12 protein-coding genes are annotated in these 13,551 nt (G+C 60.2%); 9 read left to right on the top strand and 3 right to left on the bottom strand.

Annotated elements, in window-relative coordinates; translation table 11 throughout:
- Positions 1-3: 3 nt before the first annotated feature.
- From ACR0JA_RS18165 to ACR0JA_RS18150, 4 genes are read left to right on the top strand one after another with little or no spacing between them, the layout of a single operon-like run.
- Complete coding sequence (locus tag ACR0JA_RS18165; RefSeq protein WP_480578146.1) at positions 4-951, top strand: ABC transporter permease; 948 nt, start codon at positions 4-6, stop codon at positions 949-951.
- Positions 948-1,763, top strand: coding sequence for an ABC transporter permease (locus tag ACR0JA_RS18160; protein ID WP_480578143.1), 816 nt, complete (start codon positions 948-950; stop codon positions 1,761-1,763). The genes ACR0JA_RS18165 and ACR0JA_RS18160 overlap by 4 nt, the downstream gene beginning before the upstream one ends.
- Positions 1,760-3,379 (top strand): ABC transporter ATP-binding protein, encoded by a 1,620-nt coding sequence (locus ACR0JA_RS18155; protein WP_480578140.1) that lies wholly within the window; start codon positions 1,760-1,762, stop codon positions 3,377-3,379. Before ACR0JA_RS18160 ends, ACR0JA_RS18155 begins: the two co-directional genes overlap by 4 nt.
- Positions 3,380-3,392: 13 nt before the next feature.
- Positions 3,393-4,844, top strand: a complete 1,452-nt coding sequence (locus tag ACR0JA_RS18150) for an aldehyde dehydrogenase family protein (RefSeq protein ID WP_480578137.1) — start codon at positions 3,393-3,395, stop codon at positions 4,842-4,844.
- Positions 4,845-4,847: 3 nt separating this feature from the next.
- Here ACR0JA_RS18150 and pncB read toward each other — a convergent pair whose 3' ends face one another.
- On the bottom strand, positions 4,848-6,140 hold the full coding sequence (gene pncB / locus ACR0JA_RS18145) for a nicotinate phosphoribosyltransferase (RefSeq protein ID WP_480578134.1): 1,293 nt from the start codon (positions 6,138-6,140) through the stop codon (positions 4,848-4,850).
- 164 nt (positions 6,141-6,304) lie between these two features.
- Here pncB and ACR0JA_RS18140 point away from each other — a divergent pair, with 164 nt between their 5' ends.
- The gene (locus ACR0JA_RS18140) at positions 6,305-6,841 is read left to right on the top strand and encodes a hypothetical protein (protein ID WP_480578131.1); all 537 of its coding nucleotides are present in this window, start codon (positions 6,305-6,307) and stop codon (positions 6,839-6,841) included.
- 3 nt (positions 6,842-6,844) lie between these two features.
- On the opposite strand, the gene pncA is transcribed toward ACR0JA_RS18140, so the two are convergent.
- Complete coding sequence (gene pncA / locus ACR0JA_RS18135) at positions 6,845-7,438, bottom strand: bifunctional nicotinamidase/pyrazinamidase (RefSeq protein ID WP_480578128.1); 594 nt, start codon at positions 7,436-7,438, stop codon at positions 6,845-6,847.
- Between the two features lie 96 nt (positions 7,439-7,534).
- Between pncA and trhO the strand changes: the two genes are divergently transcribed.
- Positions 7,535-8,440 carry an oxygen-dependent tRNA uridine(34) hydroxylase TrhO gene (gene trhO / locus ACR0JA_RS18130; protein ID WP_480578125.1) on the top strand — a complete coding sequence of 302 codons (906 nt, stop codon included), beginning with the start codon at positions 7,535-7,537 and terminating at the stop codon, positions 8,438-8,440.
- Between the two features lie 75 nt (positions 8,441-8,515).
- Positions 8,516-9,016 (top strand): ion channel, encoded by a 501-nt coding sequence (locus ACR0JA_RS18125; RefSeq protein ID WP_480578122.1) that lies wholly within the window; start codon positions 8,516-8,518, stop codon positions 9,014-9,016.
- A gap of 6 nt (positions 9,017-9,022) precedes the next feature.
- Here ACR0JA_RS18125 and ACR0JA_RS18120 read toward each other — a convergent pair whose 3' ends face one another.
- On the bottom strand, positions 9,023-9,352 hold the full coding sequence (locus ACR0JA_RS18120; RefSeq protein WP_480578119.1) for a hypothetical protein: 330 nt from the start codon (positions 9,350-9,352) through the stop codon (positions 9,023-9,025).
- 378 nt (positions 9,353-9,730) lie between these two features.
- Here ACR0JA_RS18120 and ACR0JA_RS18115 point away from each other — a divergent pair, with 378 nt between their 5' ends.
- Positions 9,731-12,175, top strand: a complete 2,445-nt coding sequence (locus tag ACR0JA_RS18115; RefSeq protein ID WP_480578116.1) for a GcvT family protein — start codon at positions 9,731-9,733, stop codon at positions 12,173-12,175.
- Positions 12,172-13,530 carry an MmgE/PrpD family protein gene (locus tag ACR0JA_RS18110; protein WP_480578113.1) on the top strand — a complete coding sequence of 453 codons (1,359 nt, stop codon included), beginning with the start codon at positions 12,172-12,174 and terminating at the stop codon, positions 13,528-13,530. Before ACR0JA_RS18115 ends, ACR0JA_RS18110 begins: the two co-directional genes overlap by 4 nt.
- The last annotated feature ends 21 nt before the right edge of the window (positions 13,531-13,551 follow it).

The following is a 13,551-nucleotide window of genomic DNA, read 5'->3' as shown; positions in this document are numbered from 1 at the left end:
ACGATGCTGCGCTACATTCTCAAACGCCTGATGTCGCTGATCCTCAGTCTTGCTGTGGCATCGGTTGTCATCTTTGCGGTGATCGAGATCGCGCCGGGCGACACGGCTTCGTTCATGCTGGGCGTGAACGCGCAGCCTGACACGCTGGCAGCGCTGCGGGCGGAACTTGGTCTCGATGTTCCAAAGGTTCAGCGATACGCCAACTGGGTCGGGGGGATGCTGCGCGGGGATTTCGGGACCTCTTATACCTATCGTACACCAGTGTCGCAGATGATCGCAGACCGGTTGTGGGTTTCGCTGCCGCTGGCGCTCTATGCGTTGATCCTGTCGACGCTGATCGCCTTTCCCGCCGGGATCTATGCCGCCGCGCGTCGCGGAAAACCGGGTGATCTGGCGGTGATGGGGGCAACGCAACTGGGCATCGCGGTGCCAAATTTCTGGTTCGCCATGATGCTGGTGCTGATCTTCGCCATCAACCTGCGCTGGTTCAATGCGGGCGGGTTTGCGGGCTGGGACAGCGGGCTTTGGGCCGGGCTCAAGTCGTTGACCCTGCCAGCAATTGCGCTGGCGCTGCCGCAAGCCGCCATCCTGGCGCGAGTCATGCGGTCTTCGTTGCTGGACATTCTGGGCGAGGACTTCATGCGCACCGCCCGCGCCAAAGGGCTCAGCCCGCGTCAGGCGCTGTGGCGGCACGGGGTTCGCAATGCGCTGATCCCCGTACTAACCATCATCGGGCTGCAATTTTCCTTCCTACTGGCAGGGTCGATCATCATCGAACAGGTGTTTTACCTGCCGGGTCTTGGGCGGCTGGTGTTTCAGGCCATTTCCGCGCGCGATCTGATCGTGGTCGAGTCGGTGGTGATGCTGTTGGTCTTTGCTGTCATCACGGTCAACTTTCTGGTCGATCTGGCCTATGCGGCAGTTGACCCAAGGCTGAGGGATCGGACATGACGCGCAATCTGATCCTCGGCGCTGCGTTGTCGTCCCTTGTGTTGCTGGCGGCGCTGATCTCGTTCGTCTGGACACCCTATGACCACGCCGCTCTCAGCATTCCCGACAAGTTGCGAACGCCCAACGCGCTGAATTGGTTCGGCACCGACCATTTCGGGCGCGATATGTTTTCGATGATCATGGTCGGCGCGCGGACATCCATCGCCGTCGCGCTTGTGGCTGTCGGGATCGGCATGGCGCTGGGCGTGCCACTGGGTCTGACCGCGGCAGCGCGCAAAGGGTCGTGGCTGGACGAAGTGATCATGCGCGGCAACGATCTTGTCTTTGCCTTCCCCTCGCTGGTGATTGCCATACTGATCACCGCCGTATTCGGAGCTGGCGCGGTCAACGCCATCATCGCCATTGGCATCTTCAACATCCCGGTCTTCGCTCGCATCACGCGGGGCGCCGCCCTGTCCCTGTGGGAGCGTGAGTTCATCCTCGCTGCCCGTGTCTCGGGCAAGGGGGCTGCGCGGATATCAGTCGAACATATCCTGCCCAATGTCGCCAATCTGCTGATCGTTCAGGGCACCATCCAGTTCTCGCTGGGTATTCTGGCCGAAGCGGGGCTGAGCTATGTGGGTCTGGGGGCGCAACCGCCGACGCCCAGTTGGGGGCGAATGCTGGCGGATGCACAGACTATGGTCAGTTTTGCCCCGCATTTGGCTCTGATCCCGGGCCTGGCGATCATCGTGACGGTGCTGGGCCTGAACCTGCTGGGCGACGGATTGCGTGATTGGCTGGACCCTCGGATCAGGGTGGCTCGCGCATGAGCTTGCTGGACATCGATACCCTCTCGGTGGCGATCCATGGCCAGCCAATACTGGACCGGGTCAGCCTGTCCATTGCGCCCGGCCAGATCGTGGCAGTCACAGGCGAGAGCGGGTCGGGCAAGTCGATGACTGCGCTGGCCGCCATGCAGTTGTTGCCCAATGGGTCAGAATGCAGCGGATCGATCCGGCTGGACGGGCAAGAGCTGTTGGAGCGGACGGAACCGCAGATGTGTGCCCTTCGGGGTGCGGCGCTGGGCATGGTATTTCAGGAACCTATGACCGCCCTGAACCCGGTGCGAACGATTGGCGATCAGGTGGCCGAAACCATCCTGATTCACAAGGCGATGGCGCCCGCCCAAGCCCGCCATCGGGCGCAAGAGGTTCTGACCCGTGTTGGCCTGCCACCGGACCGGTTTCCTCTGACACGCTATCCGCACGAGTTGTCCGGTGGTCAGCGCCAACGTGTGGTGATTGCGATGGCAATCGCATTGCGGCCCAAATTGTTGATCGCGGACGAGCCGACGACAGCATTGGACGTCACGACGCAGGCGCAAATACTCGCGCTACTGCGGGGCCTAGTCACTGAATACGGAATGGGTCTTTTGATGATCACCCATGACTTGGCGGTCGTCGCGGAGATGGCGGATGAAATCGTCGTGATGCGGCATGGCCGGGTGGTTGAAGCCGGGCAAACCCAACACCTGCTGCGCCACATGCAGCACCCCTATACCCGTATGCTGTTTGAGGCATCCGGGCATCAGGTTTCGCTTCCGAAACCACCGCCGCCTCGGGCGCTGCTCGAGGTCCGGGATGTGGTTCGAGACTATCGGTTGCCGCGCACCGGTTTGTTTGAGCGTCCGGACCATCACCGGGCGGTCGATCAGGTTAGTTTCGACGTGAACCGGGGCGAACGAATGGGTCTTGTCGGCGAGTCCGGCTGTGGAAAATCGACCCTAACAAGGGCCATATTGGGACTAGAGCGCATTCAGGGCGGTCAGATTCTGCTCGACGGTCAACCGATCCTGTCAGGCCATCGGCCCGACTTGGCTGTGCGACGCAAGATGCAGGTCGTGTTCCAAGACCCGTTCGGCAGTTTCAATCCGCGCCACCGGGTTGACCGACTGATCACCGAGCCCTTTCATTTACTGGACACACCTCCGACGCGGACTGAGCGGCGCGATCGCATAGCCGAAATGCTGACCGCCGTGGGTTTGAGCCCGGATGACGCGGGTAAATACATCCATGAATTCTCGGGCGGTCAGCGGCAACGCATCGCCATTGCCCGCGCCCTGATCATCCGGCCCGAGCTCGTCATCTTTGACGAGGCGGTCTCGGCTCTTGATGTTTCGGTCCGAGCACAGATCCTTGATCTGCTGGCAGAGCTGTGTGCCGCGTTTGGTTTGACCTATCTTTTCATCAGCCACGATCTGAGCGTGGTACGTACGATTACGGATCGGGTCATGGTGATGCAGGCAGGAAAGATCGTTGAACGCGGAGAGACCGAACAGGTGTTCACCAATCCGCAACATCCTTATACGCGCGATCTGATCGCAGCAGCGCCGCAATTGCCGGCAATTCGGCCAGATATCGCGATATCCCCCATATTAGAGCCTTAGTTCGGAGGAAATCATGTCTCAATCTCTTTGGTTCGATCCAAGCCTGATGCTGACGGCAGGCAGATGGCATTCGGCGGCGTCCGGGCAGACGTTGACGCTCATCAACCCGTCAGATGGGTCTGAGCTGTGTCAGATCGCGCGAGGCGATGCGCCGGATATTGATGCAGCCGTGCGTGCGGCTGAAAACGCGCGAAACGGAGATTGGGGCCAGGTTCCGGCATTTGAACGTGGTCGTATCCTGACCCGCCTTGGCCAACTGGTTCTGGATCGTGTCGACGATCTTGCGCAGCTTGAGGCGCTGGACGTGGGCAAACCACTGACGCAGGCGCGCGCTGACGCGGTGGCGCTGGCGCGCTATTGCGAATTCTACGGCGGGGCAGCGGACAAGGTGATGGGCCAGACCATCCCATATCTGGACGGGTACACGGTTTACACTCTGCGCGAGCCGCATGGAGTGACCGGCCATATCGTTCCGTGGAACTACCCGATGCAGATCATTGGGCGCTCGGTCGGGGCAGCATTGGCCATGGGCAACGCTTGCGTTTTGAAACCGGCGGAAGAGGCCTGCCTGACGGCGCTGGCCTTTGCGCATTTGGCAATCGAGGCGGGTTTGCCCGCAGGCGCGTTGAACGTGGTGCCGGGTCTTGGAGCCGAGGCCGGGGCGGCGTTGTCCGCGCATCCCGGTGTCGATCACATATCCTTCACTGGATCCGTGGCCACCGGTGCGTTGGTACAGCAAGCGGCGGGCCGCAACGTGGTTCCCGTCACGTTGGAGTTGGGCGGAAAATCCCCGCAACTTGTGTTTGACGATGCCGATCTGGACGCGGCGCTGCCCTTTCTGGTCAACGCGGGTATTCAGAATGCAGGCCAGACCTGTTCAGCGTCGTCACGCATTCTTGTGCAGCACGGGGTCTATGAGCAGGTCAAAGCGCGCATGGCGGATGCCTACACACAATTGGCCGTTGGTCCGGCCTTGCAGGACCTGCGGGTTGGCCCGCTTATATCCGACAGGCAGAAACAGATTGTCAGCGGGTTTCTTGCACAGGGTCAGGACCTGACCATTGCGGCGCAGGGTCAGATCGCATCAGACGCGCCGCCTAACGGGGCCTATGTGCGACCGACTTTGTTCTGTGATGTGCCATCGGATCATGCATTGGCGCGGGATGAGATCTTTGGTCCGGTGCAGGTTCTGATCCCGTTTGAAACCGAAGAACAGGCTCTAACCATAGCCAATAGCACCGAATATGGGCTGGTCGCGAGTATCTGGACCAGCGACGGCGCGCGCCAGATGCGCCTGGCCAAGCAGCTGCGTTCCGGGCAGGTTTTCATCAACAACTATGGTGCTGGTGGCGGTGTCGAGCTGCCATTTGGAGGGGTCGGAAAATCCGGGCATGGCCGGGAAAAAGGGTTCGAGGCCCTTTACGGCTTTTCACAACTCAAAACAGTTGCGGCCTATCACGGCTGACCGTCAGACAATCACTTCAATCGGCTTCTGTGCACCGACGCCGAAGACACGTTTGTAGCGATCGATCTGATCGGCAGGGCCCATGGCCTTTTCCGGGTTGTCGGACAGTTTGACCGTTGGGCGACCATTGGCCGAGACAGCCTTGCAGACCAACGAGAACGGGGCCAGCGCATCCTGGGGCACCAGGTTGCGGAAATCATTGGTCAGCAACGTGCCCCAGCCGAATGACACATTGGTCCGCGTGGCGAATTGCGTATGAAGCTCGCCGATCTTGTCCACGTCCAACCCGTCCGAGAAGATGACGCGTTTCTGTTTCGGGTCCTCGCCGCGCGCTTTCCACCAATCGATTGCTATCTCGGCCGCGGCGGCGGGATCGCCACTGTCGATGCGAATGCCGGTCCACCCTGCCAGCCAGTTTGGCGCGTGATCCAGAAAACCTTTGGTGCCGTAGGTGTCGGGCAGAATGATCCTGAGATTTCCGTCATGTTCTTCGTGCCAGTCACTGAGCACGTCGTAGGGGGCCTGAGCCAATTCTTCATCCGTGGTGGCCAGTGCGGAATAGACCATGGGCAATTCGTGGGCGTTGGTGCCGATTGCCTCAACCTCGCGCCGCATCGCGATCAGGCAGTTTGACGTGCCGGTGAAGGACTCGCCCAACCCTTCGATCATTGCCTGAACGCACCAGTCCTGCCACAGAAACGAATGTCGCCGCCGCGTACCGAAATCCGCGATGCCCAGCCCGTCTATGTGGCGCAGCTTTTCGATCTTTTCCCAGACCCGCGTCATCGCGCGCGCGTATAACACCTGCAATTCGAACCGGCGCATGTCATTCAGAACCGCGCGCGACCGCAGCTCCATCAGCACCGCCAGGGCGGGAATTTCCCACAACATGACTTCGTGCCATTTGCCTTCGAATGTCAGCTCGTACTGGTCGCCCTTGCGTTCCAGATGGTAGGGCGGCAGACGCAGATTCTCGAACCACTCCATGAAATCCGACCGGAACATCTGGCGTTTTCCGTAGAAAGTATTGCCGCGCAACCATGTGCTTTCGCCCCGGCTGAGGCTGAGGGACCGGATGTGATCCAACTGCTCGCGCAGCTCGCCTTCGTCGATCAAACGGGCCAACGGAACGTGATTCGACCGGTTGATCAGGGAAAAGGTGACGTCTGTTTGGGGCTTATTTCGAAACACTGACTGGCACATCAGCAGTTTGTAGAAATCCGTGTCGATCAAAGACCTTACAATTGGGTCGATCTTCCATTTGTGATTGTAGACGCGCGTTGCAATGTCGACCATGGGACGCTCCTGCCATTTCCGCTGTTAGATCAATCGGCGCGCTGAATGGCAAGAGTCACCGATCTGATGACAATGACAAGGTCACGTCACAATGCCGGCAAAATGTGTGTACTCCTCGCGCGTTAGTGAGGGGGTGGGGATGGTTAGAAGGTTGAAATTGGTGAATGGGTCTGGAGTACGACTTTGATATAGTGGCGGTCGCGCAGGACGCGGTTGATCCTGAGCATGCCATGACAGCGGTGACCGGAGCGCCTGCGGTGCGGGCGCAGTTCCGGGACATCAAGACAGCAGATGCGCTGCGGGGAGCGTCGCCAAAGATACGGCGAATTTTCACCGAGTCCGGCTTTAGTCTGGAAACGGGGGAAAGCGGATTGGCGCATGGGTTTTACGCCTCGGATGAAGAGGCGGATCGCCATCGCATACTGGGGCGGCTGTTCTCGAACATCCGGAACATGGGTGTTCAGGGCGAGTATTGCGGCGAATTTGATTTCTGGCAGTTCCTGGATCAAGTCAGGACGGCGCAACCGGGTGGGGCGGCGAACAAGGTGCGCGCGCGCCAGAGGCTGGTGCGACGCCCGACGGCGGATCCGAACCGCCCGAACCGTCAAACGGTGCCCGGGCGGATTGGATTCGCGCTGGGGCTCGCGGTCATTCTGTTTGTCACGCTGAAATTTCTGGCCGAGCAGGGTGCGACGCCCTGAACGTCAGTCCAGCTTGACGCCCGCCGCTGTCATCGCTTGTTCGGCTGCTGCCAGTGACCCGTCCATGTCGATGGCGCGGCAGGCAGCGGTCCTGACAGTGACGTCGAACCCAAGCCCGGCGGCATCGACGGCCGAGTAGTGGACGCAAAAATCCGTGGCGAGGCCGACCAGCGTAAGTGCCGTGATCCCGCGCGTGTCCAGATAGCCCTTCAGACCGGTCGGGGTGGTCTTGTCGTTTTCGAAAAACGCCGAATAGCTGTCGATGGCGCGCCGAAACCCTTTGCGCAGGATCAGGTCGCCATCGGTGCGCAAATCGCGGTGGAATGCTGCGCCGTTGCTGCCTTGCACGCAATGATCCGGCCACAGAACCTGCGGGCCATAAGGCGTCTGGGTTGTCTCGAAGGGGGACAGCCCCGGATGCGCGCTGGCAAAGGAAGAATGGCCCGCCGGGTGCCAATCCTGCGTCAGGATCACCGCATCGAATTCGTCCATCATCGCGTTGATGGGGGCGACGATCTCATCTCCTCCGGGGACGGCCAGGGCACCACCGGGGCAGAAATCGTTCTGGACATCGATGACAAGCAGCGCATGGGTCATTGGGGCCTCCTTTGGATGTCCTATCGGTATGGGGCGCGGCGAAGGGCGTCAATGCGGTCTCTTGCGTCTTTGTCGCGTGCGCAGTAGATCGCGCGCATGTACACAATCGCTGCCCTGTATCACTTTACCCGGTTCTCGGACCCCGATGCCCTGCGCCCTGCGCTGCAAGAGATCTGCCGTGCCAATTCGGTCAAGGGTACGCTGTTGCTGGCGCAGGAAGGCATCAACGGCACGATCGCCGGACCGCGCGCCGGTATTGATGCGGTGCTTGCCCATATCAGGGCATTGCCCGGTTGCGCCGAACTGGAGTGGAAAGAGGCGACCTCGGACCATCCGCCTTTCGGCAAGATGAAGGTGCGCCTGAAAAAAGAAATCGTCACCATGGGCCAGCCCGATGTCGATCCGCGCGCCAGTGTCGGGCACTATGTGGAACCGCAGGACTGGAACGATCTGATCCGGGCGGACGACGTGGTTGTGATCGACACCCGCAACGACTACGAGGTTGAGATTGGCACGTTTGAAGGCGCAGTAGACCCTGAAACTGCCAGTTTCCGCGAATTTCCCGATTGGTGGGAACAGAACAAGGACCGTTTCCACAACAAACGCGTAGCCATGTTCTGCACCGGCGGTATCCGCTGCGAGAAATCCACCAACTATCTGCTGGGGCAGGGGGTCGAGGATGTCTATCACCTCAAAGGTGGTATCCTGCGCTATCTCGAAGAGATGCCCGCCGAAGACAGCACGTGGCAAGGCGAGTGCTTTGTCTTCGACAATCGCGTGTCGGTCGGTCACGGTCTCGTCGAGGGACCGCATCGACTGTGCCACGGGTGCCGCCGCCCGATCTTGCCCGAGGACGTGAAACGCCCGGAATACGAGCATGGTGTCTCGTGCCATCGCTGCATCGACGAAACCTCGGAACAGGACAAAGCCCGCTTTCGTGAACGCCAGAAACAGATTCTTTTGGCCCGCGGCAGGGGTGTTGAACATCTGGGGTCCAACTGATCCTGCCTCCATCAGGGCTTGCAGGCGGGCGCCCGAGCCGGAATGATCTCTCTCAGGCAGGAAATCGGAGTGCCCATGTCGCGCGAACCCAGAACTCTGGATGAATGGAAATCGACCCTCTATGCCGCGTTGGGTCTTGCAATCGCCAGCTTTCTGGCCTGGTACGGGCTGTCACGCCTGAGCGAAGCCACCGCCGGGGACACGATCGGAACCTTCGCTGCCGTCGGCCTGGTGATCTGGATTGTCTCGCAGTCGTGGTTCTACATGACGCAGGTAAAGTCCCCCAAGCGTCTTTTGTTCCTAATGGGTGTGTCGTTCATTCAGGTCGTGCCGTTCTTGTTCGCAGCCGTCTATGGAGCGTTCGGATACAACGATATTTGCGTCATCGGAGCAAACGGGCCTGCGGATATCCTGTATTTTTCCTATGTCACCTTCACGACCGTTGGATATGGCGACATGGCCCCCACGGGCCTGTGCCGTGGGCTGGCGGTGGCCGAAGCGGTGACAGGTTACATTCTGCTGGGCATGTTCGTTGCCGCCGCAGTCGCGCTGTATTCACGCAACCACGGTCACTGACCGGCGCTATTTGTTCCGGTCGATCCATTGCGACATCATCTGTTTGTCGCGAAAGCACTCGGACGGAATGGGGCGACGTTTGCTGCGCGAGATTCGCTCGGCAAAGGCGACCTGCTTGCCGGTCGGATAGTTGGCAAAGGGCGACGGATCCTGCGGTTTATGCGCGGAAATCCAGTCAGACAGGGATTTGCGATCCCGCTGCGCCTCTACCGGGATCTCCATTGCGGACCTCTCGGCGATTGCGCGGGCATATCTCATCTGTCGGTCGGTCACCGGCAGCATGTGGTAATCGTTGCTGGGCGCATCGAACCAGCTTTGACGGGCAGCGTTGGTCATAGCTCGAAAACCTCCGTTCCACTTGAGAACATATATAGAACATTTTAGGAACTTTTTCAACATTTCTGCTGGCCGAGGTGCTTGGTGCACCTGTCTTTGCCCAGCCTGTCCCGTCGCTTGACGCCTATTTGCAACGCTTTTTCTGCGCTTTCCTGAATAATCAAAGAATCACGGCCTCACATTTCAATACACGTCGATTCACATCCGCGCGGGCAGGCGGCAAAGGCGCGGAATCCCGCGCATGTTTTGGCCAGGGCAAGGCTGAAACGGCACTTCACGACCCGTTACCGACATTTCGCGTCGGGAACGGAGTATCAGCGACCCCGGACCTATGGCTGACTTCGATGAGGCACCGAATTTGCGCATTGGAGAGAGACGATGAAAACCCACGCCCAGGCCGTCGTGATCGGAGGCGGGCTTGTTGGCTGCTCGATCCTGTACCATCTGGCCAAACTGGGCTGGACCGATGTGGTGCTGCTGGAGCGCGACGAACTAACCAGCGGATCCACCTGGCATGCGGCGGCCAACATCCATGGGCTGCACGACAACAACAACATCACCCGCATCCAGCACTATACGATGAACCTGTACAAGGAACTGGAGAAGGAAACCGGGCAAGGCTGCGGCGTGTTTCAATCCGGCTCGCTGTACCTCGCTCAGACCGAAGATCGTGAGCACCAGCTGCGTCTGCAAGAGGCCAAAGCCAGGTTCTATGGGCTGAACTTCTATGAAGTCAGCCGTGACCGGGCTAAAGAACTGCACCCGCTGGCACAGTTTGATGACGTCCGTTGCATCATGTTTGAACCCGATGGTGGCAATGTCGACCCGTCAGGCGTAACCCACGCCTACGCCGCTGGCGCCCGCGCCATGGGCGCGACGATTGAACGGTTTTGCCCTGTAATAGGGACTGAACAACAGCCTGATGGCTCGTGGATCGTCCGGACCGAGAAGGGCGAGATTCACACACAATGGGTGGTGAACGCCGGTGGGCTGTGGGGGCGCGAGGTCGCGGCGATGGCCGGAATAGAGCTGCCGCTGCAACCGACCGAGCATCAGTACTTCGTCACCGAGGCAATCGACGAGGTTGCAGCGTTGGGTCGACGCCTGCCCTCGATTGCGGACCGCGACGGCGAGTATTACTTTCGGCAGGAAGGCAACGGCCTGCTGATCGGGGCCTACGAGAAAGACATGCGGTTCTGGGCCGAAAACGGCACGCCGCTGGATTTCGCCCACGACCTGTTCCCCGACGATCTGGACCGGATCATGGAAAACGTCATCCGCGCCACTGAACGCGTGCCGGTCGCTGCCACAGCAGGCGTCAAACGGGTGATCAACGGGCCGATGATCTGGTCTCCGGACAGTAACGCGATCTGGGGGCCGGTGCCGGAACTCAGGAACTATTTCTGTTGCACCGGGATCATACCCGGGTTCTCTCAATCCGGCGGGCTGGGGCTGTTGTCGGCGCAATGGATGATCGAGGGTGAGCCGCAGTATGACATGTTCGCCTGGGATCTCGCACGATTTGGCGACTGGGCAGACAAGGCCTTTACCAAGGCGCGGGTCGAAGACGTCTATACGCATCGCTTTGCCATTCATTTCCCGAACGAAGAACGCAGCGCCGGGCGTCCGGCCCGTGTGCGCCCAGCCTATCAGATGCAAAAGGACATGGGCGCGGTCTTTGGTCTGAACTGCGGGTGGGAACACCCACTATGGTTCGCTGATCAGCCCGGAAAGGTCGAAACCAACGGCTTTACTCGTCAGAACTGGTGGGAGCCGGTTGGGCGCGAAGTTCGGATGCTGCGCGATACCGTTGGCGTCATCGACATCTCGAATTTCGCCAACTACGTCATCAAGGGCCCGGGGGCGCAGGTCTGGTTGGATCGTTTGGTCGCCAATCGGGTTCCGTCTGAAATTGGCCGCTCGTGCCTGACGCCGTTAATCTCGGCGCGCGGTGGCGTGGCCGGTGATTTCACGATCACTAAAACCGCCGCAGATGAATACATGATGATCGGTTCGGGCATGGCAGAGCGCTATCATCAGCGGTTCTTCAACATGGTGGACCTGCCCGAAGGAACGACGTTCGAGGTCGCGACCAACCGCATCGCCGGGTTCAATGTGGCTGGCCCAAAATCTCGGGACGTGTTGCAACGGTTAACCAATGCGGACCTGTCGAACGATGCGTTCCGTTTTATGCGATCGGCCACGATCGAAGTCGCTGGAGTAGCTTGCCTGGCGATCCGCGTCAGCTTTACCGGCGATCTGGGGTGGGAGTTGCATTGCGCCGAATCCGACCAGATCAGGCTCTATCAAGCGCTTTTGGACGCTGCGCGCGCATTGAGCGGTGGGCCCGTCGGTGGCCGCGCGCTGGGGTCTTTGCGGATCGAAAAGGGCTATGGATCCTGGGGGCGCGAATACTCGCAGGAATACTGGCCGCAGGAGGTTGCGCTGGAGCGTCTGATCAAACTGGAAAAGGACTTCCTGCACAAGGACGCTTACCTGGCGATCAAAGACAGCGCACCGCGTGAGGTTCTGTCGATGCTTGCGGTTGAGGCCACCGTCGCCGACGCCTCGGGTGGCGAGCCGATATTCACACCGGATGGCCAACCGGTTGGGCGCGTGACCTCTGGCGCTTACGGGTATTCCGTCGACCAGTCTTTGGCGATCGGATATGTCGACCCCAAGGTTGCCGGGCCGGGCGATAGGGTTGAGGTTTTCATTCTGGGCAAGCCACACAGCGCGGTGATCCTGTCCGATCCACCCTTTGATCCGGCCGGGCATCGCCTGCGCGGCACTCGGTCGGCTGAGCCAGAGATGGCCAAATGACCAACGCTTTTGACCGCATCGCAGATTTTACCCTCGCGACGTCTGCGGATCAGATACCTGCCAGGGCGAAGGACGCTGCAGCATTGATGATGCTGGACACGATGGGTGTTCTGATCGGCGCAGGCCCGATGGAGGCTGGGGTCATCGCTCGGGATACGGCGGCATTGCTTTATGGCAGCACCTCGCCCGATTACAGCGCGCGGATGCTGTTCGACGGCCGCCGTGTCAGCCTGGCGGGTGCGGCCTATGCAGCCGCGACCCAGACCGACAATCTGGACGCGCATGACGGCTACAATCCGACCAAGGGCCATATCGGCGTGGTCGTGATCCCTGCGCTGGCGGCCTTGGCGGAAAACTGCCCGGGCCTGAACGGGCCGGACGCGCTGGCAGCCGTCATCGTGGGGTATGAGGTTGCGGGCCGCGCGGGGCTGTCTCTGCACGCCTCTGTTAGTGACTATCATGCCTCCGGCGCGTGGAATGCGTTGGGGGTTGCGGCGATGGCGGCGCGTCTGCGGGGGCAAAGCCCCGAACAGTTAAGGCATGCGTTCGGGATTGCAGAATACCATGGGCCACGCAGCCAGATGATGCGCGAAATTGCCAACCCCACCATGTTGCACGATGGGTCGGGCTGGGGTGCGCTGGTGGGTTTGTCTGCCGCGATCCTGGCCGAGCAGGGCTTTACCGGAGCACCTGCGCTGACAGTGGAAGCTGACCGCGCTGCGCCGCACTGGGACGATCTGGGCACGTTCTGGCAGATGAAGCATCAATATGTGAAGCCCTATCCGATTTGCCGATGGGCGCATGCGGCCATAGACGGCGCGCGCCATTTGATGCTTGAGCATGATCTCACCCACGATCAGATCGCGAGCCTGCATATCAACAGTTTTCATGAGGCTGCGTGTCTTTTTGCCGAGATACCCAAGACAACATCGCAAGCTCAGTATTCGCTGCCCTTCGCGGTCTCCGCTTTTGCCGTTCACGGTCGGATTGGTGTCGAGCATATCTCGGGCGCGGGTCTGACCGACCCGGTCGTCGCCGATTTTATGTCTCGCATCACTGTCGCCGAAGAACCGCGCCACAATCAACGTTTCCCGCAGGGGCGTTGGGCGGATGTCACGATCGAAACGGTGGATGGGCGAGTGTTGGAGAGTGGAGATATCCATGCTCGTGGTGGCCCCGAAGCACCGCTGAGCCGACAGGAGATCATCGACAAGTTCATGAGTTTTTCAGCGCCGACGATTGGACAAGCCCGTGCGGCTGCTGTCAGAGACGCCGTTCTGGGTCTAACCGACCCTAACGTGCGCTTTTCCGAATTGCAGTCACTACTATACGAAGCGCCGTTGGCAAGCCGATGAACGGCGGTGTCGCGCTCTGCC

It is taken from the genome of Ruegeria sp. AM4 (assembly GCF_056540665.1).
This window is presented reverse-complemented; position numbering and strand designations above follow the sequence as displayed.